The organism is Sinosporangium siamense (genome assembly GCF_016863435.1).
Classification (GTDB): Bacteria; Actinomycetota; Actinomycetes; order Streptosporangiales; family Streptosporangiaceae; genus Sinosporangium; species Sinosporangium siamense.
This window is the reverse complement of record NZ_BOOW01000002.1, coordinates 1-24682: the sequence shown is the minus strand read 5'-3', so window position 1 is coordinate 24682 and position 24682 is coordinate 1. Positions and strand designations below refer to the sequence as shown.

The 24682-nt window shown below is 69.4% G+C and carries 23 protein-coding genes; 7 read left to right on the top strand and 16 right to left on the bottom strand.

Annotation, left to right across the window (positions count from 1 at the left end; translation table 11 throughout):
* Positions 1 to 12: 12 nt before the first annotated feature.
* The 3 genes from Ssi02_RS00435 to dapA all read right to left on the bottom strand — a co-directional run bounded on the left by Ssi02_RS00435 (position 13) and on the right by dapA (position 3630).
* The gene (locus tag Ssi02_RS00435) at positions 13 to 798 is read right to left on the bottom strand and encodes an NAD-dependent epimerase/dehydratase family protein (RefSeq protein ID WP_239128474.1); all 786 of its coding nucleotides are present in this window, start codon (positions 796 to 798) and stop codon (positions 13 to 15) included.
* A gap of 171 nt (positions 799 to 969) precedes the next feature.
* Positions 970 to 2655: a ribonuclease J gene (locus Ssi02_RS00430; protein ID WP_204019742.1), complete on the bottom strand. Its 1686-nt coding sequence runs from the start codon at positions 2653 to 2655 to the stop codon at positions 970 to 972.
* Between the two features lie 57 nt (positions 2656 to 2712).
* Positions 2713 to 3630 (bottom strand): 4-hydroxy-tetrahydrodipicolinate synthase, encoded by a 918-nt coding sequence (dapA, locus tag Ssi02_RS00425; protein ID WP_204019739.1) that lies wholly within the window; start codon positions 3628 to 3630, stop codon positions 2713 to 2715.
* Between the two features lie 310 nt (positions 3631 to 3940).
* On the opposite strand from dapA, the gene Ssi02_RS00420 reads away from it, so the two are divergent.
* The 6 genes from Ssi02_RS00420 (at position 3941) to Ssi02_RS00395 (ending at position 9393) form a co-directional block, all read left to right on the top strand.
* Positions 3941 to 4690, top strand: a complete 750-nt coding sequence (locus tag Ssi02_RS00420; RefSeq protein WP_204019736.1) for a GntR family transcriptional regulator — start codon at positions 3941 to 3943, stop codon at positions 4688 to 4690.
* 105 nt (positions 4691 to 4795) lie between these two features.
* Entirely contained in the window at positions 4796 to 5464 is a 669-nt protein-coding gene (locus Ssi02_RS00415) for a JAB domain-containing protein (RefSeq protein WP_204019733.1), read from the top strand.
* Between the two features lie 1171 nt (positions 5465 to 6635).
* The gene (locus tag Ssi02_RS00410) at positions 6636 to 7232 is read left to right on the top strand and encodes a GntR family transcriptional regulator (protein ID WP_204019730.1); all 597 of its coding nucleotides are present in this window, start codon (positions 6636 to 6638) and stop codon (positions 7230 to 7232) included.
* A gap of 31 nt (positions 7233 to 7263) precedes the next feature.
* The gene (locus Ssi02_RS00405) at positions 7264 to 7794 is read left to right on the top strand and encodes a CGNR zinc finger domain-containing protein (protein ID WP_204019728.1); all 531 of its coding nucleotides are present in this window, start codon (positions 7264 to 7266) and stop codon (positions 7792 to 7794) included.
* 97 nt (positions 7795 to 7891) lie between these two features.
* A complete protein-coding gene (locus Ssi02_RS00400; protein ID WP_204019725.1) occupies positions 7892 to 8500 on the top strand; it encodes a GNAT family N-acetyltransferase in 609 nt (202 codons plus the stop codon).
* 23 nt (positions 8501 to 8523) lie between these two features.
* Positions 8524 to 9393 carry a 1,4-dihydroxy-2-naphthoate polyprenyltransferase gene (locus Ssi02_RS00395; RefSeq protein ID WP_204019722.1) on the top strand — a complete coding sequence of 290 codons (870 nt, stop codon included), beginning with the start codon at positions 8524 to 8526 and terminating at the stop codon, positions 9391 to 9393.
* 46 nt (positions 9394 to 9439) lie between these two features.
* Here the strand turns inward: Ssi02_RS00395 and dapB are convergent, their stop codons facing one another.
* From dapB to rimP, 13 genes are all read right to left on the bottom strand, one after another.
* On the bottom strand, positions 9440 to 10177 hold the full coding sequence (gene dapB, locus Ssi02_RS00390) for a 4-hydroxy-tetrahydrodipicolinate reductase (protein WP_204019720.1): 738 nt from the start codon (positions 10175 to 10177) through the stop codon (positions 9440 to 9442).
* 221 nt (positions 10178 to 10398) lie between these two features.
* Positions 10399 to 11718 (bottom strand): M16 family metallopeptidase, encoded by a 1320-nt coding sequence (locus tag Ssi02_RS00385; RefSeq protein ID WP_239128473.1) that lies wholly within the window; start codon positions 11716 to 11718, stop codon positions 10399 to 10401.
* A complete protein-coding gene (locus tag Ssi02_RS00380; protein ID WP_204019717.1) occupies positions 11715 to 14027 on the bottom strand; it encodes a polyribonucleotide nucleotidyltransferase in 2313 nt (770 codons plus the stop codon). Before Ssi02_RS00380 ends, Ssi02_RS00385 begins: the two co-directional genes overlap by 4 nt.
* 302 nt (positions 14028 to 14329) lie before the next feature.
* Positions 14330 to 14599: a 30S ribosomal protein S15 gene (rpsO, locus tag Ssi02_RS00375; protein WP_204019714.1), complete on the bottom strand. Its 270-nt coding sequence runs from the start codon at positions 14597 to 14599 to the stop codon at positions 14330 to 14332.
* A gap of 240 nt (positions 14600 to 14839) precedes the next feature.
* On the bottom strand, positions 14840 to 15796 hold the full coding sequence (locus Ssi02_RS00370; RefSeq protein WP_204020041.1) for a bifunctional riboflavin kinase/FAD synthetase: 957 nt from the start codon (positions 15794 to 15796) through the stop codon (positions 14840 to 14842).
* Between the two features lie 75 nt (positions 15797 to 15871).
* Entirely contained in the window at positions 15872 to 16771 is a 900-nt protein-coding gene (gene truB / locus Ssi02_RS00365; RefSeq protein ID WP_204019712.1) for a tRNA pseudouridine(55) synthase TruB, read from the bottom strand.
* The gene (locus Ssi02_RS00360) at positions 16768 to 17811 is read right to left on the bottom strand and encodes a DHH family phosphoesterase (RefSeq protein ID WP_239128472.1); all 1044 of its coding nucleotides are present in this window, start codon (positions 17809 to 17811) and stop codon (positions 16768 to 16770) included. The genes truB and Ssi02_RS00360 overlap by 4 nt, the downstream gene beginning before the upstream one ends.
* Positions 17808 to 18287, bottom strand: coding sequence for a 30S ribosome-binding factor RbfA (gene rbfA / locus Ssi02_RS00355; RefSeq protein ID WP_204020037.1), 480 nt, complete (start codon positions 18285 to 18287; stop codon positions 17808 to 17810). The genes Ssi02_RS00360 and rbfA overlap by 4 nt, the downstream gene beginning before the upstream one ends.
* 104 nt (positions 18288 to 18391) lie before the next feature.
* On the bottom strand, positions 18392 to 18691 hold the full coding sequence (locus Ssi02_RS00350; protein WP_204019710.1) for a DUF503 domain-containing protein: 300 nt from the start codon (positions 18689 to 18691) through the stop codon (positions 18392 to 18394).
* Between the two features lie 146 nt (positions 18692 to 18837).
* Complete coding sequence (infB, locus tag Ssi02_RS00345) at positions 18838 to 21909, bottom strand: translation initiation factor IF-2 (protein ID WP_204019708.1); 3072 nt, start codon at positions 21907 to 21909, stop codon at positions 18838 to 18840.
* 141 nt (positions 21910 to 22050) lie between these two features.
* Entirely contained in the window at positions 22051 to 22356 is a 306-nt protein-coding gene (locus Ssi02_RS00340) for a YlxR family protein (RefSeq protein ID WP_204019706.1), read from the bottom strand.
* Entirely contained in the window at positions 22340 to 23332 is a 993-nt protein-coding gene (nusA, locus tag Ssi02_RS00335; RefSeq protein WP_204020035.1) for a transcription termination factor NusA, read from the bottom strand. Before nusA ends, Ssi02_RS00340 begins: the two co-directional genes overlap by 17 nt.
* A 24-nt stretch (positions 23333 to 23356) precedes the next feature.
* Positions 23357 to 23857 carry a ribosome maturation factor RimP gene (gene rimP, locus Ssi02_RS00330; RefSeq protein ID WP_204019704.1) on the bottom strand — a complete coding sequence of 167 codons (501 nt, stop codon included), beginning with the start codon at positions 23855 to 23857 and terminating at the stop codon, positions 23357 to 23359.
* A 257-nt stretch (positions 23858 to 24114) separates the two neighbouring features.
* Between rimP and Ssi02_RS00325 the strand changes: the two genes are divergently transcribed.
* The gene (locus Ssi02_RS00325) at positions 24115 to 24591 is read left to right on the top strand and encodes a hypothetical protein (protein ID WP_204019703.1); all 477 of its coding nucleotides are present in this window, start codon (positions 24115 to 24117) and stop codon (positions 24589 to 24591) included.
* Positions 24592 to 24682 lie beyond the last annotated feature (91 nt).

Sequence of the window (24682 nt, the reverse complement as noted above, 5' to 3'; positions counted from 1 at the left end):
GCGCGGTTGCCGTCACCAGGACGCTCCCAGTTCTCTCACGCAGAACTCCCCGCCGAGCAGGGCGTGTGCGGGAGCCGCGGGGCCGGGCTCACCGTGCTCGGCGATGAGCGCGGGCGCGAAGCGCTCCGCGTCGTCGCGCGGCACGTAGCCGATCGTGTGCCCTTCGTCCAGCGACCACCATCGGCGCGTATTGGCGGAGATCCCCCAGACGATGTGGAATCCCGTGGCCGCCAGTGCCGCCTCCACCAGCCGGGCGCAGTCGCCGGGCGACAACCATGTGCTCAACGCCCGAACGTCCGGGGGCCGCTCGTCGCACGTGCCGATGCGGAGCGCGACGACATCCATGCCGAAGCGGTCGTGGTACAGGCTGCCGAGTGCCTCCATAGCGGCTTTGCTCACGCCGTAGTAGGTGTCGGGGCGCGGGGGCAGCGTGGCCGGCACCTGTTCCCCGCGGGGGTGGAACCCCACGGCGTGATTGCTGCTCGCGAGCACGACCCGCGTGACACCGGCCTGCCGGGCGGCCTCAAGCACGACCTGGGTGCCGTGGATGTTGACATGGAGGATGTCCGCCCAGGGCTTTTCCAAGCTGTGTCCGCCGAAGTGGAGGACCGCGTCGACGCCCTCCATCGCCTCGCGGACGGCGGCTGGATCGGTGACGTCCGCTGTGACAGCCTCTTCGCGGTCACCTGGTGAGGTGGGGGTGATGTCGAGCAGGCGCATTGTGCGCCCGGGGCGCGACAGCCTTGGACGCAGCATCGCCGCGACGCGCCCGGCGGCCCCGGTCATGAGAATGCGCATATATCGCGTTACCTCTCCAGCGCGAGATTAATACAATGTCACACACGACTCACCGCGTGAAGGCTGGGGATACGGCACAGCCCCACCTGGCCGGTGATCATAGAGGCTGGGGATCGTGAAGGCCCGGAGTACGGCACAGCCCCGCCCGGCGCCGGGCGGGGCTGTGTGAGGTCACACCTCGACGACCACCGGGATGATCATCGGGCGGCGGCGGTAGACGTCGCTCACCCAGCGGCCGACGGCTCGGCGCACGAGGCGGCGCATCTGCTGAACATCCGCGATCCCGTCGGCCGCGGCCTCCTGCAAGGCCTTCTCGATCTGGGGGATCACGCGCTCGAAGTCGTCGGGGTCGATGCCCGACCCACGCGCGTGGATCTCCGGGCCACCGGTGAGTCTGCCGGTGGTGGAGTCGATCACGACGACAACGGAGATGAAACCCTCGTCGCCCAGGATGCGGCGGTCCTTCAGGGCCACGTCCGTCACGTCGCCGACCGAGGTGCCGTCCACGAACACATATCCGCACGGCACGGCGCCGACGATGGACGCCCTGCCGTCGATCAGGTCGACCACGACGCCGTCCTCGGCGATGACGATGTGCTCGTCGGGGACACCGGTGAGCGAGGCGAGCCGGGCGTGCGCCCGCATGTGCCGCCATTCACCGTGGACCGGCAGGAAGTTCGACGGGCGGGTCAGGTTGAGCACATAGAGCAGTTCGCCCGCGGCGGCGTGGCCGGAGACGTGCACCCGCGCGTTGCCCTTGTGGATGACACGCGCGCCCCAGCGGGTCAGGCCGTTGATGACCTTGTTGACGGCGGTCTCGTTGCCGGGCACCAGCGACGAGGCCAGCAGCACGGTGTCGCCCTCGGCGATGCGGATGGGATGGTCGCGGTTGGCCATGCGGGACAACGCGGCCATCGGCTCGCCCTGGGAGCCGGTGCAGATCAGCACCACGTCCTCGGGCGGCCACGACTCGATCTCGCGGGAGTCGACCATGAGACCGCCCGGCACCCGCAGATAGCCGAGGTCGCGCGCGACACCCATGTTGCGCACCATGGAACGGCCCATGAGGGCGACCTTGCGGCCGTGTTGCTCGGCCGCGTCGAGGACCTGCTGCACACGGTGCACGTGCGAGGCGAAGCAGGCGACGATGATGCGTTTGTCGGAATTCCGGAAGATCTCGTCGATGACCGGGGCGATCTCACGCTCACTGGTGACGAACCCCGGCACCTCCGCGTTGGTGGAGTCGGACATCAGCAGATCGACGCCCTCGGCGCCAAGCCTGGCGAAGCCGCCAAGGTCGGTCAGCCGCCCGTCCATGGGCAGCTGGTCCATCTTGAAGTCGCCGGTGTGGAGCACCAGACCGGCGTCGGTGCGGATCGCGACGGCCAGGGCGTCGGGGATCGAGTGGTTGACCGCCAGGAACTCGCACTCGAACGGCCCGAACCTGCGGCGCTGCCCCTCCACCACCTCAAGGGTGACGGGCTGGATGCGGTGCTCGACCAGTTTGCTCTCGATCAGCGCCAGCGTCAGCCGCGACCCGACGATCGGGATGTCCGCCCGCTCTCTCAAGAGGTATGGCACAGCCCCGATGTGGTCCTCGTGCGCGTGCGTGAGCACCACTGCCTCGACGTCGTCGAGGCGATCTCTGATGTAGTCGAAGTCCGGCAGGATCAAGTCGACCCCGGGCTGGTCGGGCTCGGGGAACAAAACCCCGCAGTCCACGATCAGCAGGCGTCCGTCGAACTCGAACACCGTCATGTTCCGGCCGATCTCCCCAAGTCCGCCAAGCGCGACAATGCGCAAGGCGCCCGTGGGCAGGACCGGAGGGAGTCCGAGGTCGGGATGTGGATGGCTCATCCCTCACCCCCCGGGTGAAGTCGTATGGACGTGCTCAAGCTTTCCGATTCCTCCCCATCATGCGTCCGCGAGCTTCACGCCGCTCGCGATCAAGTCATCTCGTAGCACCGCAACCTGGGTCTCCGTCGCGTTCACCAAGGGCGGCCGGACAAAACCACCCGGCTGCCCCAGCAGGTGGAGCGAGGCCTTCGCCATGATGGCCCCCTGCGTCCGCGTCATGATGCCGGTGACCGCGGGCAGCAACCTCCGGTGAACGGCGAGAGCCCCCGCCACGTCACCCGCTCTGTGGCGCTCGATCATCACCGCGAGATCCGCGCCGACGGCGTGCCCGACCACACTGGCGAACCCGGCAGCCCCGACCGACAACCACGGCAGGTTGAGCGTGTCGTCACCCGAGTAGTAGGCGAGCTCGGTCGCCGCCATCACCTGTGACGACGCGAAAAGATCGGCCTTGGCGTCCTTGACGGCGACGATGCGGGGGTGCTCGGCCAGCCGGATCAGGGTCTCGGTCTCGATCGGGACGCCGCTGCGGCCGGGGATGTCGTAAAGCATCACCGGCAGGCCCGTCGCGTCGGCGACCGCGGTGAAGTGCAGGTGAAGCCCCGCCTGCGGCGGCTTGTTGTAGTAGGGCGTCACGAGCAGCAGGCCGTGCGCGCCGGCGCGCTCGGCGGTCTTGGCCAGCTCGACGCTGTGGCGGGTGTCGTTGGTGCCCGCACCCGCCACCACGGTGGCACGATCGCCGACGGACTCCAGGACGGCCCGGAGAATCCGCTCTTTCTCCTCATCGGTGGTCGTGGGAGACTCGCCCGTCGTGCCGCTCACGATCAGGCCGTCGTTGCGCTGCTCATCCACCAGGTAGGCGGCGAGGCGCTGGACTCCCTCGTAGTCAACCTCGCCACTCTCGGTGAACGGAGTCACCATCGCGGTCAACATGCGGCCGAAGGGGGCGTCTGAGGTTCGAGTCGGCGATGCCATAGACCGAACGGTACCCGTGTTCGCGTGCGGCGTGGACCCCGCCACCCCGGCTGCGCCCTCCGCCGACCGGCGGCGACAGACGAAGAGGCCGCTGATATGTGCTCGGGGGTACACAGATCAGCGGCCTCTACCCAACAATCGTCACCACTTACGCGGGCGTTACAGAAGACTTTTAGGTTCTTTGAGTTCCCCGCTGGATCGGTCCGATCGCTGCAAAGTTGGAACACCAAATCGCTCTGGCTACGGTTGGCCGTCCATCAAATACGTCAGGATTGGGCAACGTCCACAGGAACACCCAGGGGATGAACACGTGGCCAGCTCCGATCCGATCTACCTGCGCATCGTCGAAGACATACGGCGACAGATCAACGACGGCACCCTCCCACCCGGCGCCGCCATCCCGTCCCGCGCTCAGCTCACACGCAAGTACGGCATAGGCGAGACGGCGGCGCGCCACGCATTACGCGTGCTCGCGTCGGAAGGACTCATCTTCGGCCTGATCGGCTCGGGCCACTACGTCAGTGAGAAACCCGAGAGGACCGCGCTTCACAGACTGCGATTCCACGAACACCAGCCGCCGTTCACCGTGGACCTGCAGGCGCAGGGGCGCCGCGCCACGTGCGACTGGCGCAGCGAGCACACCAGCGCCGGTCCCGACATCGCCCAGCGGCTCCGCGTCGAGGACCACACGCGCGTCACGCGCACGCGATATGTGTTCCGCACGGACGGCGCCCCGGCCCAGCTGGCGACCTCCTACGAGCGCACCGAGTACACCGACGGCCACCCCATGCCGGCGGAGGGCAACGAGAACGGGCGCAAGAGCCTCCTCGTCCGGCTCTCCCTCCTCGGAATCAAGATCACAGAGGTCGTGGAGAGCGTCTACACGCGGGTCGCCCAGCCGGTCGAACGCGACTCCCTCGACCTGCCCGCGGGCGCTCACGTGCTCCACATCGAACGCACCCACTGGGCCGGCGACAGCCCCGTGGAGACGAGCGACATCGTGGTGCCCGGCGACAGATTCCGCCTCGTCTACACCGCCACCGCCCCCTCGGTCGGATAACGGCCCACCACCCCGCCGGGGCCGTCACTCCCCGCACTCGCACGAGCACACATTGTCGGTGCCGCCTGGTAGAACCTAGGTCAGCCAGCCGACCCGGAGGTCTCGATGCGCGTCAAGGACATGCCCCTGAGCGACCGGCCACGTGAGCGCCTCCTCACCGGAGGGGCGGAGGCGCTCGCCGACCGCGAGTTGCTCGCCCTGCTGCTCGGCTCCGGCCACCGCGGCCAGAGCGCCATCGACCTGGCCTCCCAAGTGATCGCCCACTGCGGCGACCTGCACGAGCTCATCCACGCCGACGCCCATCGTCTGCAAAGCCTCCCCGGCGTCGGCCCCGCCAAGGCCGCCCGCCTGGCCGCGGCCTTCCAGCTCCTCCGGCGCACCCAGGAGGCCCCGGAGCGCCGCCGGGTGGGCTGTTCCGGCGACCTCGCCGCGATCGCGGCACCCCTGCTGTGGGGGCACCGCCGAGAGCGCCTGGTCGTCGTCATCTGCGACCCCGCCGGCACGGTGATCCGGCGCACCGTGCTCACCGAGGGGGGCAGCGACCACACGGCGGCTCCCGTCCGCGAGATCATCACCCTTGTCCTCGCCTCAGGCGGCGCCCTCTTCGGCATCGCGCACAATCACCCCAGCGGATCACTCGCCCCCAGTCCCGCCGACGTCGAGATCACCGAGCGCCTCCAGGAGGCCGCCTCCACCGTCGGCCTCCGCTTCCTCGACCACGTGATCGTCACCGACGCCGCCTGGAAACGCGTCTCCACCCCCGACACCTCCTAAAGCGGCGAGACCTAGCGGGGCTCCTCCCACGGCATGCGGCGCCTCACCACAACCTCACGCAGGCACGGTCACGAGGCCCAAGGCATGGTCACGGACGCCTGAAGCACGGCCAGAGGGCCTGAAACGTGGTCACGAAGCCCGATGGCGGCCCCCTCTGCTCAAAGGCGGCCGACATTCAAAGTCCTGTGTTACGGGAGGAGACACCGCCCCATGTCACCAATCGGCCTGCAGCGTGCGCTCCCCTCGCCGGCGCCCACGCGGCACAGCGGGACTCAAGCGCTTCGGTGCGTGAGACCCGAAACCAGCCGGAGCAGTGAGATCAGACCCCTGAGCGAGCGCCACCGGCAACCGCTCCCGGGCAAGCACCACTTGGAGCCAGTCCTGGGCCAATGCCACTTGGAGCCACTCCTGGGCCAGTGCCACCGAGGGCCCGTCCGGAGCAGGCGCCGCCGGGCAAGCACCACCGGGAACCCCTCTTGGGCCGGTGCCGCAGAAAGCCGGCCCGGAGCAAGTGCCGCCCGAAGCCGGTCCGGGCGAAAGCCACAGGGAAGGTGGCAGGGCGAAACGGGAAGATGGCCGGGGCGAAAGCCGCCGGGAAGGTGGTGGCCCCGTGCCACCCGGCCGGCACGGGGCCACCTGGAAACCGACAGGTGGTGTTGTGGGTGGGGCGACCTGTCGGCGAGCCCGCAGCAGGTGGGGCTGTCGAGTGGTGTGACGTGCCCGCGGCAGGAATATCGCACATACGGCCCGCAGCGCCGGGCCGGCGACCCGCCACGACGTCAACACGAGTTCACATACCGTCCCTCAAGCCGGCGCCACGGCGGCGATCATCGAACCCCATGCCTCACCTGCCCGGCGAGCGTTGACTCGTCGTGCGGGCGACGACCAAGCCCGCCGGGCTCTTTCATGACATGCCTCCGGCCGATTTCCCTCCTCGCCTTGGGCTTCGGCTGGAGCACCGGGACGGGAAGAGGCGGCCTCGTCCTCAGCCTCCACTCCGGGACGAGGCCGGCACCCGGCGCCGCCGACTCACTTCGACCGCGACAGGGGCTGTTGAGCGTTCCCACTCCCGGTGGTTTCCCTCCGGACACGATCAACTATAACCCGACTCCTATACGTAGGTCTACTACCCGTATGACTACGTCTCCTAGATGTAGTGCTTTGTGGATGCATGTCCTGTTTCGGCTACCGTGCGAGTGTGGTTGACCAAGACGGCCTTACTGAGGAACAACTCGTACGTAACGGGCCCATACCCGTCTATAAACAGATCTCCGATTGGATCGCCGGCCAGATCGCCAGTGGCCAACTGGTCCCCGGAGACCCCGTGCCCAGCGAGGCCGAGCTCGCCGAGCGCTACAACATCGCCCGGTCCACCGCGCGCCGCGTGGCCGAGGACCTCCGCGATCAGGACCTCGTCTATACCCGTCAAGGTCAAGGCACGTTCGTCGGTAGACCCGACTCCCCCCACAAGCGCCGCAAACTCACGAAATATCAGCGCATCGCCGAGGCCCTGATCGAGCGCATCTTGAGCGGCAAGATCCAGCCGGGCCGCCCCACCCCGAGCGAGAAGCTCCTCATGCAGGAGTTCGGCGTGGCGAAGGCGACCGCGCGCCAGGCGGTCGACCTGCTGGAGACCGAGGGCTGGACCCACACGGTGCCCCAGCGCGGCACCTACGTGCGGGAGCCCTCCGCCTGGCCCCGATCCCCCGAAGGCGACACAAACCACAAGCCGGACGCCCCCGAGCCCGCCGAAGAGAAGACGAGCTAGCCGCGAACCCGTGCCGGTGTTGGAGGTAGCCATGTCCGCCCCAGCGGAACTGCTGCGCGACTTCGTGAACACCCACGACATGGACACCGACACCGACGACATCGCCTCCCCCGCCGACCTGGCGGTGTGGCTGAGAGAGCGGGGCCTCGCCGGCGAGGCGGACCGGGCGGGAGACGACGATCTAGGCGCGGCCACCGCGCTCCGGGCCGGCCTCCGGGCGGCGATGGGCCACGGCGGTGGGCCGTACCCCGAGTTGGATCACGCGCTGGCGCACTTCCAGCTCCGAGTGATCTTCAAGGGAGACACGCCTGTCCTCATGCCGCTCGCCGGCGGTGTGAGCGGCGCTCTGGCACGGCTCGCGGTGGCGGTGATGGCGGCCCAGACGGACCGCACGTGGCAACGTCTGAAGGTGTGCGCCGAGGCCACGTGCCGGCGGGCGTTCCTGGACTTGTCGAAGAATCGCTCACGTTCGTGGTGTTCAATGTCTGTCTGCGGCAACCGTATAAAGACACGCGCTTATCGGGTGAGACGCCGGGCAGCGATGGGATCGCGTCGTCCGTAACTCTGAATCACCGATACGGTGTAGGAGTGCCCCCGGGATCCCCCCAACGACCCCAATCGACCGTGCGGGCACACGGCAGGCGAAGGAGCGGGCCGAAATGGCAAACGTAGGCGTGCGGGCCGCCCGGCGTGAAGACGCCGTGCTGGTGACACGCACCCAGATCCGGGCGTGGCGCTACGGATATCGCGAGTTTCTGCCCGACGGGCCGCTGCAGCAGATGACCGGCCCAGCGGCGGAGGACCTGTGGCTGCGCCAGTGGGAGGAAGCGATCTCCGCTCCGCCCAGCTCCCGGCACCGAGTGCTGGTGGCCGTCGAGCGGATCATGGACACCGATGCGTTTCCCGCGCTCGGCCCCGGCGGCGTCGCCGCGCCCAATCCGAACCGCGGCGTGGAGCGGGTGGTGGGGCTCGCCTCACACGCCCCCGCCGAAGACCCGGATCTCGACCCGGGCGCCACCGCCGAGCTGCTCAACCTCCTCGTCGACCCGGACTTCGTCCGCCGCGGCCACGGCAGCCGCCTGCTCAACGCGACCGTCGACCACCTGCGCGACGACCAATACGGTTCCGTCGTCACCTGGGTCTTCGCCGACAACTACGCGATGCTCGGCTTCCTTGAGTCGGCCGGATGGGGCAACGACGGAGCCGAGCGTGTGCTGAACATGGGGCGGGTCGTCACGATGGTCCGGATGACCACAGACATTCGTTAGATCATTAACATCGGGGCTTCGTAGTGGCATCACCTGGACAATGGCTCGCCGGCGCACGCCCACGCACGCTTCCCGCCGCCGTCGTACCGGTCGCCGTCGGCACCGCCGCGGCGGCCGACGCGGGGGCCGTGGTCTGGTGGCGGGCCCTGCTCGCCCTGGCCGTGGCGCTGCTGCTCCAGGTGGGCGTCAACTACGCCAACGACTACAGCGACGGCGTCCGCGGCACCGACAAGGCCAGAGTGGGCCCCATGCGCCTGGTCGGCTCGGATGTCGCGGCCCCCCGCGCGGTGCTCAACGCCGCTCTCCTCTGCTTCCTCACCGCCGCCGTCTGCGGCCTGGTCCTGGTGGTCGCGACCGGGAGCTGGTGGCTGATCGCCGTCGGCGCCGCCTCGATCGCCGCCGGGTGGTTTTATACCGGAGGCGACAAACCGTACGGCTACCGCGCGCTTGGCGAAGTGTCGGTCTTCGTGTTCTTCGGCCTGGTGGCCACGGTGGGCACGACTTACGTGCAAACCGAAAGCCTCACCGCGCTCTCCCTGATCGCCTCGGTGCCCTGCGGCCTCCTGGCGTGCGCCCTCCTGGTCGTGAACAACCTGCGCGACCTCCCGACCGACGGCCCCGCGGGCAAACGCACCCTGGCCGTGGTCCTCGGCGACTCGCGCACCCGGGCGCTCTTCCTCGCCTGCGTGTGGGTGCCCTTCGCGGTGGCCGCCGGGCTCCTGCCGTACCAGCCGTTCGCGGCCCTGGTGCTCCCCACGCTCCTGCTCGCGCTGCCCCTCACCCGCCTGGTGCGCCGGGGCGCGACCGGCCCGGCCCTCATCGCCGCCCTTCAGCAGACCGCGCGCCTCCAGCTGACCTACGGCCTTCTGCTGGCCCTCGGGCTGGCCCTCTGAAGGCGCTCATACAAGCGGATGGCGGGCAAGATGCCCGCCACTCCACTCAGAGCCCCAGGAAATTCTCCAGACCGACCGTCAAACCAGGTGTCTCACGCACCTTGCGCACGCCGAGCAGCACACCCGGAGTGAACGAAGCGCGGTTCATCGTGTCGTGGCGAATGGTGAGAATCTCGCCCTCCCCACCGAACAGGACCTCCTGGTGGGCGATGAGCGAGGCCAGGCGCACCGCGTGCACATGCACCCCGTCGACCTCGGCGCCCCTGGCTCCGGGCAGCTCGGTGCTCGTGGCGTCGGGCATCGCGGCGAGGCCGGCCCCGCGACGTGCCTCGGCGACCAGCTCGGCGGTGCGGCGGGCCGTGCCCGAGGGGGCGTCGGCCTTGTTCGGGTGGTGAAGCTCGATGATCTCGGCCGACTCGAAGTATGGTGCAGCGATCTTGGCGAAGTGCATCATCAGCACGGCCGCGATGCCGAAGTTGGGGGCGATCAGCGCGTTGACCCCGGGGTTGCCCGCGAGCCACCCGCGCAGCGTGGCGAGGCGGGAGGCGTCGAACCCGGTGGTGCCGACCACGGGGTGGATCCCCTGGGACACACACCACCGCAGGTTGTCCATCACGACGTCGGGGTGGGTGAAGTCGACCACGACCTCGGCACCCTTGAGCGCCTCGATCGGGTCGTCCTTGTCGACCGCCGCCACGAGCTCCAGATCCGCGGCCGCCTCGACGGCCCGGCACACCTCAACCCCGACGCGCCCTCGGGCGCCAAGCACTCCTACCCTGATCACGGCACCCAAGGGTATACGGTTCCCACCTTCGGCACCCTCCCGGTGCCTTCCTTCACCCCGGAGAGATGTACGGCGCAAGCCGCACGATCAGCGGTACCGGCGCAGGAAGACGGGGGCCCAAAAGTCCCCTAAAGGCCAAAAATCCCCCCCAATGTAATGAAAACAGCCCCGGTCCGGAACAACTCCGCACCGGGGCCAATCTCTATTACATGGGTCGGCTGTCAGGCGATAAAGGAACTGAAGTCCTTGTCACCATAAGGCCCGATCACAGCAAGAGTGAGGGGGCGCTGAAGCACGTCCCGGGCGACCTCCAGGATCTCCTCGGCAGTGACCTCCTCAATGCGCTTGAGGACTTCGTCCACCGTCAGGAGCCTGTCGTAGACCAGTTCGCCCTTACCGATCCTGGACATGCGCGAGCCGGTGTCCTCCAGGCCGAGGACCAGGCCGCCGCGCATCTGCCCCTTGCCCCGGGCGATCTCCTCGTCGGTGATGCCGTGGGCGACGACTCTCGCGATCTCGTCACGGCAGATCTTGAGCACGTCGTCGACCTTCGAGGGAAGGCAGCCGACATAGATCCCGAACTGGCCGGTGTCGGAGTATTGCGAGGTGTAGCTATATGTCGAGTAGGCCAGGCCGCGTTTCTCGCGGATCTCCTGGAACAGGCGCGACGACATGCCGCCCCCGAGTGCCGAACTCATCACCCCGAGCGCGAATCTGCGCTCGTCGGTGCGGGAGATTCCCACGGTGCCGAGGACGACGTTGGCCTGCTCGGTGGGCCGGTCGAGGACTCGCACGCCCGAGCGCTGCGGGACGCCCTCTCCGCCGGTCCTGGGCGGCACCGGGCGGTCGTCGCCGCCGAGGCGGCCGGCGCGTTCGTAAGCCGCGGCGACGAGCTCCACCACACGCTCGTGGGAGATGTTGCCCGCGACGGAGACGACGGTGCGGGTCGGCAGGTAGAACCGCCGGTAGTACTCGACGATGCGGTCGCGGCTCAGGGCGTTGATCGTGTCGGCGGTGCCGAGGATCGGGCGGCCGATCGGGGTGTCGCCGTACAACTCCGCAGAGAACTGCTCATGCACGACATCCGAGGGGTCGTCGTCGTGCATGGCGATCTCTTCGAGGATGACGCCGCGCTCGGCGTCGACGTCCTCGGCGGTGACCAGTGACGAGGTGACCACGTCGGCCAGCACGTCGATCGCGAGCGGCAGGTCCTCATCGAGGACACGCGCGTAGTAGCACGTGTATTCCTTGGCGGTGAAGGCGTTGATCTCACCGCCGATGCCCTCGATGGCCGCGGAGATCGCGAGCGAGTCGCGAGTGGGTGTGCCCTTGAACAGCAGGTGCTCAAGGAAGTGGGTGGCCCCGGTGTGCTCCGGGGCCTCGTCGCGCGAGCCGATGCCGACCCACATGCCGATCGCGACGGAGCGCACGGTCGGCATGGTTTCCGTGACCACCCGGAGTCCGCCGGGAAGGACGGTGCGCTGGACGGTGCCTGCGCCGTCCTTCCCGGGGAACAGGGTCTCTGACAGTAAATTCGTCACGAGTTGCGGTCGTCCCGTCCCGCTCCACCGCGGGTGCGGGTGCGCGTGCGACGGGGACGGTCCTCAGGCTCGTCGGCGGAGGCCGCCGGCGGCGCGGGCTGGTCGCCCTCGGGCGAGCCTTCGGCCTTGGCCGCGGCCTCCTTCTCGATGACCTCCACAGGCACCAGGGAGAGCTTGCCGCGCGAGTCGATCTCGGCGATCTCCACCTGGATCTTCTCGCCGACGCCCATGACGTCCTCGACGTTCTCGATGCGCTTGCCGCCGTGCAGCTTGCGGATCTGGGAGACGTGCAGCAGACCGTCCTTGCCGGGCAGCAGGGAGACGAACGCGCCGAAGGCGGCGATCTTGACGACCGTGCCGAGGTAGCGCTCACCGACCTCCGGCATGTGCGGGTTGGCGATGGCGTTGATCGCCGACCGGGCCGCCTCGGCCGCGGGGCCGTCGGTGGCGCCGATGTAGATCGTGCCGTCGTCCTCGATGGTGATCTCGGCGCCGGTGTCGTCCTGGATCTGGTTGATCATCTTGCCCTTGGGGCCGATGACCTCGCCGATCTTGTCGACCGGGACCTTGATGGTGATGATGCGCGGCGCCGTCGGGTTCATCTCCGCCGGGGAGTCGATGGCCTCCTGCATCACGTCGAGGATGGCGAGCCGCGCCGCCTTGGCCTGCTTGAGCGCGGCGGCGAGCACCGACGCCGGGATGCCGTCCAGCTTGGTGTCGAGCTGGAGCGCGGTGATGACCTCACGGGTGCCGGCGACCTTGAAGTCCATGTCGCCGAACGCGTCCTCGGCGCCGAGGATGTCGGTCAGCGTGACGTATTCGCCGCCCTCGTGGATCAGGCCCATCGCGATGCCGGCGACCATCTCCTTGAGCGGGACACCCGCGTCGAGGAGCGACATGGTCGAGGCGCAGACCGACCCCATGGAGGTCGAGCCGTTGGAGCTGAGGGCCTCGGACACCTGCCTGATGGCGTAGGGGAACTCCTCACGCGTCGGCAGCACCGGGATGAGGGCGCGCTCGGCGAGGGCGCCGTGGCCGATCTCACGCCGCTTGGGCGAGCCCACACGGCCGGTCTCACCGGTGGAGTAGGGCGGGAAGTTGTAGTTGTGCATGTAGCGCTTGGTGCGCTCGGGGTTGAGCGTGTCGATCATCTGCTCCATGCGGAGCATGTTGAGCGTGGTGATGCCGAGGATCTGGGTCTCGCCCCGCTCGAACAGCGCCGAGCCGTGCACCCGCGGGATCACGTGGACCTCGGCGGCGAGCTGGCGGATGTCCTTGACGCCGCGGCCGTCGATGCGGATGCTCTCGCTGATGACGCGCTCGCGGATGAGCTTCTTGGTGAGCGACCGGTAGGCCGCCGAGAGCTCCTTCTCGCGCCCCTCGAAGTCGCCGGCGAGCTTCTCGGCGGCGAGCGCCTTGACTCGGTCGAGCTCGGTCTCGCGCTCCTGCTTGCCGGCGATGGTCAGCGCCGAGGACAACTCGCTCTTGACCGCGCCGACGACCGCGTCGTAGGCGTCGTCCTGGTAGTCGAGGAAGACGGGGTATTCGGCCGTCTCCTTGGCCGCGATCCTGGCGACCTTCAGCTGGGCCTCGCAGAGCACCTTGATGAACGGCTTGGCCGCGTCGAGGCCCTCGGCGACGCTCTCCTCGGTGGGGGCGACGGCCCCGTCGGCGACGAGGCGCAGGGTGTCGCGGGTCGACTCCGCCTCGACCATCATGATCGCGATGTCGCCGTCCTCAAGCACGCGACCTGCGACAACCATGTCGAAGGTGGCACGCTCCAGCTCAGGATGGGTGGGGAAGGCCACCCACTGCCCGTCGATGAGCGCGACGCGCACGCCGCCGATGGGCCCGGAGAAGGGCAGACCGGCGAGTTGCGTGGACAGCGACGCGGCGTTGATCGCGATCACGTCGTAGAGGTGGTCGGGGTGGAGCGCCATGACGGTCGCCACCACCTGGATCTCGTTGCGCAGGCCCTTGACGAAGGACGGGCGCAGCGGGCGGTCGATGAGGCGGCAGGTGAGGATCGCGTCCTCAGACGGCCTGCCCTCACGGCGGAAGAACGAGCCGGGGATGCGACCCGCGGCATACATCCGCTCTTCGACGTCGACGGTCAGCGGGAAGAAGTCGAGGCTCTCCCGGGGCTGCTTGGAGGCGGTGGTCGCCGACAGCACCATCGTCTCGTCGTCGAGGTGGACGACGGCGGAACCCGCCGCCTGGCGCGCGAGACGACCGGTCTCAAACCGGATCGTACGCGTGCCGAAGGAGCCGTTGTCGATAACGGCTTCCGCGGTGTGGACACCCTCCACGGGGGACCTCCTTAGGTCGGTCGCCCGCATCCGGACCAACGGTCACTGCCGTACTCCTGCTCCCCGTCATGTGCAGCGCCGGTCTTCGATCGAAGCGTCCGGTGCGGAGGGCGCGTCGCCCTGCCACCGGAGGCCACTACCGAGGACCGGCCCGCAGGCGTCGCGGGTCGCGTGGTGCTGAGCGGACGCGGGGCACTTTCTCGGCTATTCAGTTTGCTCACTGTGGGTGCCCCCTGGTGGCGCGACGCGCCGAGGGCCCCCATATGAGAAGGGAGCGGCGTGGACGCCGCTCCCTTTCCCCGCTATCGGCGGAGACCGAGCCGCTCGATGAGCGACCGGTAACGCTGGATGTCGTTGTTCTGAAGGTATTTCAGAAGACGACGGCGGCGGCCGACCAGCAGAAGCAGGCCACGACGGCTGTGGTGGTCGTGCTTGTGCGTCTTCAGGTGCTCGGTGAGCTCACTGATGCGCTTGGTGAGCAGCGCCACCTGGACCTCGGGCGACCCGGTGTCACCCTCGACGGTGGCATACTCTCCGATGATCTGCTTTTTGGCAGCTGTGTCAAGTGACACGCGGCTCTCCTCAATGCGATGTGGCACGCGAATCCGTTGGGAATCCCCGAACGACCGTGCGTGCCAACAGTCGCCGTGGCGAGCCGACGTGAGCCAACGATGACTCCGCTACAAGGCCGACATGCAAGGTTACCACCTTGACAGCCCTGGAAAACTACGCTCGTTTTCTGGGGCACTGGTGTGTGCCAAGCGGCATCCAAGGGGCAAACCGGTCAGGCAATGACAAGGCAAAGCGTTTCTCTACGATGCCGTCAACACCCGCACCTGAACAACATCAGCATGGATCTGTGCAACAAGCGCCTCGATCGAGTCAAATCTCAGATTGTCCCGGAGCCTCGCCCCGAACTCGACCGCGACATGTGCGCCGTACAGGTCTAGATCATCATGGTCGAGCGCATAAGCCTCGACCGTGCGCGGCACCCCGTCGAACGTCGGGTTGGTGCCGACCGAGATCGCGGCCGGCCAGCGGGCTCCGCCGTACGCCGCGGGGATGTTGCCGACCGGCAGGCATCTCAGCCAGCCGGCGTAGACGCCGTCCGCCGGGATCGCCGTCTGCGGCGGCGACTCCACGTTGGCGGTGGGAAAGCCAAGTGTGCGCCCGCGCTGGTAGCCCCTGACCACGATGCCCTCGACCCGGTGCGGACGGCCGAGCGCCCTGGCCGCGGCCTCGACGTCGCCTTCGACCAGGTGATCGCGAACCAGACTGGAGGAGACGGTCTGTGTGCCCGTCACCAGTGGCACCCCCTCAACCGTGAAATCGTGTTTGTCACCCAGCGTCCGGAGGGTTTCAAGGTCTCCTGCGGCCATGTGACCGAAATGGAAGTCGGCGCCCACCACGACGGCGGACGCGCGCAGCCGGTCGGCCAGCACGGTCTGTGCGAACTCCTCGGGGCTGAGCCGCGAGAACTCCACCGTGAACGGCACGACGCACAAGACGTCCACCCCGAGCTCCGCCAGGAGCTCCGTGCGGTGTCTGGCCGTGGTGAGGCGCGCCGGGCGCGAACCGGGCTTGACCACCTCGGCGGGCGGCGGGTCGAAGGTCACCAGCACCAGCGGCGAACCCAGCTCGCGCGCCCGGGCGGCCCCCCGCTCGATCACCCGGCGGTGGCCGAGGTGCACCCCGTCGAACACGCCTATCGTGACGACGGAGCAGCCCCAGTCGCCGGGCACCTCGTCGAGTCCGTGCCAGCCCAGCACGTCAACCTCGTTCCTCACGTCGGATCAGCTTCCCCAAGCCTGCCATGGACATCTCCGCCGGCCGCCACCGGGGGCCTACGGCACGAACACCGCGAGTGGTTTGGCCCCTCGCGCGTCCTCCACGACGAGGGCGAGCAAGGTGCCGTCCGGGGCGAACACCCCGATGGGGCCCGTCCCCAGCCCGGCGGGGGCGAGCCGCCCGCCGTGGGACACGAGCCGCGCCTCGTCCTCGCCGACGTCGCGCCGCGGGAAGGCCGCCGAGACGGCCTCGCCGATCGGCATGATCTCGCACCGCTGAGCCAGCTCGTCCAGCGTGCGGGCCCCGGCGAGGTCATAGGGGCCGACGCGAGTACGGCGAAGCGCGGTCAGATGGCCGCCCACCCCGAGAGACGCGCCGAGGTCGCGGGCGAGCGACCGGATGTAGGTGCCGCTCGAACACGTCACGACCGCGTCGACGTCGAGGGCCTCGCCCGCCCGGCGCAGGCCGGTGATCTCGAAGGCGCTCACCGTGACCGGTCTGGCCCGCAGCTCGACCTCCTCACCGGCCCTGGCCCGCTTGTAGGCCCGCTCACCGTTGACCTTGATCGCGCTGACCTGCGGCGGGATCTGCATGATGCGCCCGGTCAGGGCCTTAACGCCCTCGGCCACGCCCTCATCGGTCACCTCGGCGGCCGAAGCGGTGGCGACGATCTCGCCTTCGGCGTCGTCGGTCGTGGTGGTCACGCCGAGCCTGATCGTCGCCTCGTAGACCTTGTCGGTCAGCGCGAGGTGCCCGAGCAGGCGGGTGGCCTTCTCGACCCCCACCACCAGCACCCCGGTGGCCATGGGATCGAGGGTGCCGGCGTGCCCCACCTTGCGGGTGCCGGCGATGCCGCGCAGTTTGGCCACCACATCGTGCGAAGTCCAGCCCGCGGGCTTGTCGACGATGATCAATCCGCTCGGAGGCGGGGGGCGACGGGGCCTCTGGCTGGTCAATGCGGAGTCCTCAGCAAATCGCGGAATCTGGCCATGGTGGTGTCGACGGTCTCATAGGAGGTGAACCCCGCGGCGGAGACATGCCCGCCGCCGCCGAGCTCGGTGGCGATCCTGGCGACGTCCACCGCGCCCTTGGAGCGGATGGACACCTGCCAGGCCCCCTCGTCGTCCTGTTTCAGCACGACCGCCACATCGGCCTCGTCGGCCCGCCGTACGACGTCGATGATGCCTTCCACCTCGTCGTACGGAAGATCCTGGGCGATCCGGTCGGCATGGGTGACGTAGGTCCACACCAGCCCCTGTCCCCCCGCGGCCTCGGGTTCCAGGACGACCCTGTCGAGGGCCGCCCCGAGCACCTTCAGATAACCGTAAGGGGAACGGTCCCACAGATCGCGGGCGATCTGCTCGGGCCTCAGCCCGGTGGAGATCAGCCGGCCTGCCATGGCGTGCGCGGACGGCGAGGTGGAGGAGTATTTGAACGATCCGGTGTCGGTCGCCAGGCCCGTGTAGAGGCACGCCGCGATCTCGGTGCTCACGGGCACACCCAGGCGGTGGATGAACTCCTCCACCAGCACCGCCGTGGCCGCCGCCGCCGGATCGACCAGCCCCAGCGTGCCAAAACCGGTGTAGGACGGGTGGTGGTCGACCACGATCAGGGCCTCCGCCAGGGTGGCGCTGCGGGTCAGCAGGCCGAGACGGTCGACGGTGGAGGCGTCGAAGGTGACCATCAGCGCCGGGGCGGCGGGATAGGCGGCGGGTGGCACCAGCAACTCCTGGCCCGGCAGGAAGCCGAGCAGCCGCGGCACGCGGAAGACGCGGTCGCCGAAGGAGGCGACCACGCGCTTGCCGAGCGCGCGCATCGCCTGGCCGAAGGCCAGCATCGAGCCCAGAGCGTCGCCGTCCGGCGCGACATGGCACGCCAGGGCTATCTCGTCCGCCGATGTGACCAGCTCGACCGCACGCTCCCAGTCACCTTCGGTGATCTTCCACTCGGGGTGCCGGGTGCCTGCGGCCGGGCCTCCGCGTGCCGAGGCCGTCACGTCGCCGGGGATCCCGCGCGGCCGGACGGCTCGTCCTCCGGCTCCTCATCTCCGTCGAGCTCGGGCTTGCGATAGGGGTCGGCCTCGCCCGCGTGGCTCGCACCCTCGGCGCGCTTGGCGATCTCGGCGTCCCTGGCCTTCGCCTCCGAGAGGAGGTCGTCGATGTGCTTGGCGCTGTCGGGCAGCGGGTCGTGGGTGAAGGTGAGGGTCGGCGTGTGACGGAGCCCGGTCTGGCGGCCCACCTCGGAACGGATCACACCCCTGGCGCTGTCGAGCGCGGCGGCGGTGTCGGCACGCTCGGCGTCCGATCCGAACACGGTGTAGAAGACCGTCGCGTCGCGCAGATCGGCCGTGATGCGGGTGTCGGTGATGGTCACGAACCCGAGACGCGGGTCCTTGATCCGCCGCTCCAGCATTTCGGCGACAACCTGCTGGATGCGGTCGGCGAGTTTGCGCGCACGTGCGGCGTCCATAATCGCTCCCCCTCTATTCAGAGTATGCGAGGCAGGAGGACGCCCGGGTGCGCGTCCTTCTCCCCCTCGCGGGGCCGGTGTGCAGGGCGGCTCCACACCGGCCGTGGTCATTCGTCTTCGTCGTGGAAAAGCCGCTGCCTGGCGGACAGTAGTTCGATCTCCGGGTGGAACGCCACCGCGCGTTCGCAGGCGGCGAGCACCTCTCCGCAGTTGGCCGCCGTGGCGGACACCACGGCCACGCCGATCTGAGCCCGGCGGTGAAGGTCGAGATGGCCGGTCTCGGCGACGGCCACGGCGGGGAAACGCCGCTTCAGCTCGGCGACGAGCGGGCGGACTACGGAGCGCTTCTGCTTCAGCGACCTGACGTCGCCGAGCAGGATGTCAAGAGACAGGGCACCGACATACATCGTGGGTGACCACCGCGTGGGTCGGATCTCGATAGGGGACGCGCGGACGGAGCCGGACGGAGGGCCGCGGTGGAAACCCCGCATGTGGCCGGCCCCGGCGCGTGAGTGGCGTCCGGCGGTTGCCCGCCGGACGCCGACGACAGCCGTCAGGCCCTCGGCTTCTCCCGCATCTCGAACGTCTCGATCGTGTCCTCGATCTTGATGTCGTTGTAGCCGACCCCGATGCCACACTCGAAGCCCTCACGGACCTCGGTCGCGTCGTCCTTGAAGCGGCGCAGCGACGTGACGGAGAGGTTGTCGGCCACCACGACACCGTCGCGGATGATCCGGGCCTTGCTGTTGCGAGTGATCGTGCCGGAGCGGACGATGCAACCCGCGACGTTGCCGATCTTCGGCACCTTGAAGACCTCGCGGACTTCGGCGGTGCCGAGCCTGGCCTCTTCGAACTCGGGCTTGAGCATGCCCTTGAGGGCCGCCTCGATCTCCTCGATCGCCTGGTAGATGACCGAGTAGAACCGCAGCTCGACGCCCTCGCGGTCGGCGAGCTCCTGGGCGTTGCGCTCAGGCCGGACGTTGAAGCCGATGATGATGGCGTCACCGGTGATGGCCAGGTTGACGTCGTCCTGCGTGATCGCGCCGACGCCGCGGCGGATGATGCGCAGGCCGACCTCCTCACCGACGTCGATCTTGACCAGCGAGTCCTCCAGGGCCTCGACCGAACCCGACACGTCACCCTTGAGGATGAGGACGAGCTCTTGCGTCTCGCCGCGCTCCATGTCCTTGAAGAGGTCTTCAAGGGTGCGGCGGGCGCGGCGCGAGGCCATTTCGGCGTTGCGCGCACGGGCGGTGCGCTGGTCGGCGATCTGGCGGCCGGTCCTGTCGTCCTCGACGACGAGGAAGTTGTCACCGGCGCCGGGCACGGCCGTGAGGCCGAGCACGAGCACGGGACGGGACGGCGTGGCCTCGCTCACCGGGTTGTTGTTCTCGTCGAGCATGGCGCGGACGCGGCCGTAGGCCTGGCCACAGACGATCGAGTCGCCGACCTTCAGCGTGCCGCGCTGGACCAGCACGGTCGCCACGGGGCCGCGGCCCCGGTCGAGGTGGGCCTCGATCGCGATGCCCTGAGCGGACTGCGTCGGGTTGGCCCGCAGGTCGAGCTCGGCGTCGGCGGTGAGCACGACGGCCTCGAGGAGGGCGTCGATGCCGGTGCCGCGCAGAGCGGAGATGTCGACGAACATGGTCGAGCCGCCGTATTCCTCGGCGACCAGGCCGTATTCGGTGAGCTGCGCCCGCACCCGGCTGGGGTCGGCGCCCTCCTTGTCGACCTTGTTGACCGCGACCACGATCGGCACACCGGCCGCCGTGGCGTGGTCGATGGCCTCGCTCGTCTGCGGCTTCACACCGTCGTCGGCGGCGACCACCAGCACCACCAGGTCGGTGGTCTCGGCGCCGCGGGCACGCATGGCGGTGAACGCCTCGTGACCCGGGGTGTCGATGAAGGTGATCTTGCGCTCGGCGCCGTCGACCTCCGTCGCCACCTGGTAGGCGCCGATGTGCTGCGTGATGCCGCCGGCCTCGCGCGCCACCACGTTGGTCTTGCGGATCGCGTCGAGCAGCTTGGTCTTACCGTGGTCGACGTGACCCATGACGGTCACGACCGGCGGGCGCGCGATGAGGTCGGAGTCGTCGCCCTCGTCCTCGCCGAACTCGATGTCGAACGACTCGAGCAGCTCGCGGTCCTCGTCCTCGGGGCTGACCACCTGGATCGAGTAGTCGAGCTCCGCGCCGAGAAGCTGAAGCGTCTCCTCGTTGACCGACTGAGTCGCGGTCACCATCTCGCCGAGGTGCATCATGATCTGCACCAGCGACGCCGGGTTGACCCCGATCTTGTCGGCGAAGTCGCTCAGCGACGAACCGCGCGGAAGACGGATGGACTGGCCACCGCCACGCGGGATGGAGACGCCGCCGATCGCCGGCGCCTGCATGTTGTCGAACTCTTGACGACGCTGGCGCTTGGACTTGCGACCGCGGGTCGGCCGACCGCCCGGTCGACCGAACGCGCCGGCCGTGCCGCCGCCTCGGCCGCGGCCACCGCCGCCACCGGGACGACCGCCGAAACCGCCGCCACCGCCACCGGGACCGCCGGTGCCGGGAGCACCCGGACGACCGCCGCCACCGCCACCGGCGCGCGGGGCGCCGACGCCGCCGCGACCGCCGCCGCCACCCGGACGCCCGGCACCGCCGCCGGGACGGCCACCGCCGCCACCGGGACCGCCGGGACGGCCGCCGCCGCCACCCGAGGCCGGGCGCGAGGGCATCATCATCGGGTTGGGACGCGGACCGCCGGGGCGAGGACCGCCGCCGCCACCCGGACGGGGACCGCCCGGAGGAGCCGGACGCGGGCCACCCGCACCGGGCGGGCCACCGCGGCCGGCCGCCGGACGCGGGGGAGCGCCGTCGCGCGGCCCTCTGTCGTCACGCCGCGGCTCGCGCGGGCCACCGGGCCCGCCCTCGCGCGGCCCCCGGTCGTCGCGACCGGGACGCGGCGGCCGGGCCTGGCCCATGCCGCTCGCGGTGGAAGAGAACGGGTTGTTGCCGGGCCGCGGGCCACGAGGGCCGGGACGCGGACCGGGCTTCGGACCACCGGCACCCGGGCGCTGCTCACGCTCGCGAGGAGCCGCGGGCCCCTGCCTGCCCGAGTCGCCCTGCCCCCGCTCCGGACGGCCGGGACCGGGACGCGGACCCGGCCTGGGGCCGGGGCGCGGACCCTGGGACGCGGGACGCGGGGCGTCGGCGCGCGGCACGTCGCCGCGGGGCTGCTGCTGCTGCGCCTCGGGGCGCGGCTGCGGGGCATGCGGCATCGGCACCGGAGGCCGAGCGGCCGCTGCGGCCGGGCTCGGCGCCTGCGGCGGCGCCGGCGGCGCCGGCTGCGGCCGGGGTCCCGGACGCGGACCCGGCTTGGGGACATTCTGTCCCGGAGGGGCGGGAACCGGGGCCGAACCATGACCCCCCGGACGCGGGCCCGGCCTCGGCTGAGACCTGCCCGACGAACCCTTGGACCCGCCTTGGAAAGCTTCCGTCAGTTTACGGACGACCGGTGCCTCTATCGTCGAGGACGCCGATCGGACGAACTCGCCCATTTCTTGGAGCTTGGCCATTACGACCTTGCTCTCGACCCCGAACTCCTTGGCGAGTTCGTAGACCCGGACCTTCGCCACTGCACTCCCTAACTCGGCCCGGGAGGCTCGCAGTGCCGCCGGACCGTCGCTACATGGACGTCTTCATCGCCGCGTGCTCATCAGGCGCTCATCGCAATCTGACCCATCAACTCGGCGTCCTACATGACCGTTGGCAACCACTCACCCGGCTTCTCCTTCACGTTGAAGCTCCTCAAGGCACACCCGCACCCGCGACGTGTCAAGGGCCTCGGCGACACGAAACGCTCGCGAGAAGGCCCGGCGTCGCTCGGCGAGCTCCAGACACTTCAGGGTGGGATGCACCGAGGCACCTCTCCCGTGAAGCCGTCTTCGCAGGTCGGGGACTATAACGCCCTCAACCAGCACCAGGCGGAGCAGCTCGGACTTAACCGTGCGAACCCGACAGCCCACGCACGTTCTCAACGGGGCTGTCTGGCCACCATATTCCAGCTTACCTTGTGGACGCATCTGCGGAACCGGTAGCGCCCTCCGCTTGGGCATCCGAGCGGATGTCGATCTTCCATCCGGTGAGCTTCGCGGCAAGCCGAGCATTTTGCCCTTCCTTGCCGATGGCCAGCGAAAGCTGGTAGTCGGGCACGGTCACCCGGGCCATCCGCGCGTCGAGGTCGACCACCTCCACACGCGACACCCTGGCGGGTGAAAGCGCGTGGCCCACGAACTCCGCGGGGTCCTCCGACCAGTCGATGATGTCGATTTTCTCGCCGTGGAGCTCGGTCATGACGTTACGCACCCGTGACCCCATCGGGCCGATGCACGCGCCCTTGGCGTTGACCCCGGCCCGCCGCGACCGCACGGCGATCTTCGTGCGGTGGCCGGCCTCCCGCGCCACCGCCGTGATCTCCACGGTGCCGTCGGCGATCTCGGGGACCTCCAATGCGAAGAGCTTCTTCACGAGGCCGGGGTGGGTGCGCGACAGCGTCACCGACGGCCCCTTCGACCCCTTCTTCACCTGGAACACGTAGCAGCGGATGCGCTCACCGTGCACGTATTCCTCACCGGGGACCTGCTCGTTGCTCGGCAGGACCGCCTCGATCTTGCCGAGGTCGACCAGCACGACGCGCGGATCGCGCCCCTGCTGGATCACACCGGCCACCAGCTCGCCCTCACGGCTGGCGAACTCACCGAAGTTGATCTCGTCCTCGGCGTCCCGCAACTGCTGAAGGATGACCTGCTTGGCGGTGGTCGCGGCGATGCGGCTGAAGTTGCCGGGAGTGTCATCGAACTCCCGCACCACGTCGCCGCTCTCGTCGAGCTCTGCCGCCCAGATCGTCACATGTCCGTTATGCCGGTCGAGCTGCGCCCGTGCCTTGGGCGCGGCACCTTCCGTGCGGAAATAGGCGATCAGCAGTGCGTCCTCGATCGCCCTGACGACCAGGTCGAAGGAGATGTCCTTCTCCCGCTCCAGGCTGCGAAGGACACTCATGTCAATGTCCACGAGGCTCTCCCCTTAGCCTTCGTCGCCGTCGTCGTCCGCGTCATCGGCGTCGCCCGCGCGGCGGAATTCCACCTGAACCCGGCCTCGGGTCAGGTCTTCGTAATCGAATCTGCGGGGCGATCCCGCGACGTCCAGGTCCACACCGGACTCGTCGGCCGCCGACACCCGTCCCTCGACCGTGCCGCCGTCGCGGAGGTCGGCCTTGATCAGCCGTCCCGTCGCGCGGCGCCAATGGCGGGGCAGGGTGAGCGGGCGGTCCACTCCGGGGGAGGTGACCTCTAGGACGTAGGGGGTCGCTCCCATCGCGTCTTCGGAGTCCAGCGTCTTACCGACCGCCTGACTGACCTCGGCGACGTCGTCGAGGCTCACGCCGCCGTCGCGATCGACGACGACACGCAGAAGACGCCGCTTGCCGGCCGGGGTGACCGTGATGTCCTCAAGGTCGAACCCCTCCGCGCCGACAACGGGCAAAAGGAGCTTCATCAGGCGCTCCTGAGAGAAGGCGCTGCCCACCTCGACCTCCTCTTGTCACAATCTTCGAAGGGCGTCTCTCGCCCATGCGGTAAACCCTATCCACACCCAGGCATGGAAAGAGCGCCACTCGGTCAGCCATGGGCTGGCGAGCCGTACGATGCTGTGTGGCACTCCACGCGCTGACGCACCTCCCGGCCCATGCGCGGGCCGGGCCACACGAGGCCACACCGCACCGTGTCACATATGTCCCACGAGACCCAAAAGTCCAGCACATCTCAGGCTTGGGAGGCCAGCCCGTGTGTCCGCGCATCTTCACCAGACGCGCATTGTTGGCCTCCGGCGCCGCGCTCGGCCTGACAACCGTCCTCGGCGCCTGCTCGACACCCACGGCGGCCCCACCCGCCGCCACCCCCACGCCCGACCCCGACGCCACACTCTTGCGCGAGCTGGTCGCGGGCAAGGCCAACATCGTCACGCTCTACGCCAGAGCCGGCGCGGCCAAGGACCCGGAGCTCCAGCCCTTCCTCCAGCGCCACCAGGCCCACCTGACCGAGCTGCGCCGCCGCCTCGGCGGCCCCTCCCCCACCCCGAGCCCCTCCCCCACCGCCTCGGCCGCCAAGGTGACCCTGTCCACCCTCCGCGAGGCCGAGCGCCGCGCCGCCGCGGGGCGCCCCCAGCAAGTCACCGAGGCCACCCCTTCCCTCTCCCAGCTCATCGCCTCCATCGGCGCCTGCGAGGCCGCCCACGTCCTGGCCTTGTCGAGGCTGCTGTGACGTCCACCGCATCGCATGAGGCCCGCTCGGGACGCCCGGCGCGCTGGGGAGCCTCGGCCCCCTTGGGATATTCAGCACACACGGGTTCTTC

What these genes read in the sequence shown, in the direction of transcription:
- Ssi02_RS00405 (WP_204019728.1), top strand. Translation starts at nt 7,264, where the DNA reads ATGTCCGCCCCAGCGGAACTGCTGCGCGACTTCGTGAACACCCACGAC.
- Ssi02_RS00435 (WP_239128474.1), bottom strand. Translation starts at nt 798, where the DNA reads ATGCGCATTCTCATGACCGGGGCCGCCGGGCGCGTCGCGGCGATGCTG.
- Ssi02_RS00340 (WP_204019706.1), bottom strand. Translation starts at nt 22,356, where the DNA reads ATGCGTCCACAAGGTAAGCTGGAATATGGTGGCCAGACAGCCCCGTTG.
- Ssi02_RS00410 (WP_204019730.1), top strand. Translation starts at nt 6,636, where the DNA reads ATGTCCTGTTTCGGCTACCGTGCGAGTGTGGTTGACCAAGACGGCCTT.
- dapA (WP_204019739.1), bottom strand. Translation starts at nt 3,630, where the DNA reads ATGGCATCGCCGACTCGAACCTCAGACGCCCCCTTCGGCCGCATGTTG.
- nusA (WP_204020035.1), bottom strand. Translation starts at nt 23,332, where the DNA reads ATGAGTGTCCTTCGCAGCCTGGAGCGGGAGAAGGACATCTCCTTCGAC.
- Ssi02_RS00415 (WP_204019733.1), top strand. Translation starts at nt 4,796, where the DNA reads ATGCGCGTCAAGGACATGCCCCTGAGCGACCGGCCACGTGAGCGCCTC.
- Ssi02_RS00400 (WP_204019725.1), top strand. Translation starts at nt 7,892, where the DNA reads ATGGCAAACGTAGGCGTGCGGGCCGCCCGGCGTGAAGACGCCGTGCTG.
- Ssi02_RS00430 (WP_204019742.1), bottom strand. Translation starts at nt 2,655, where the DNA reads ATGAGCCATCCACATCCCGACCTCGGACTCCCTCCGGTCCTGCCCACG.
- Ssi02_RS00350 (WP_204019710.1), bottom strand. Translation starts at nt 18,691, where the DNA reads ATGTATGTCGGTGCCCTGTCTCTTGACATCCTGCTCGGCGACGTCAGG.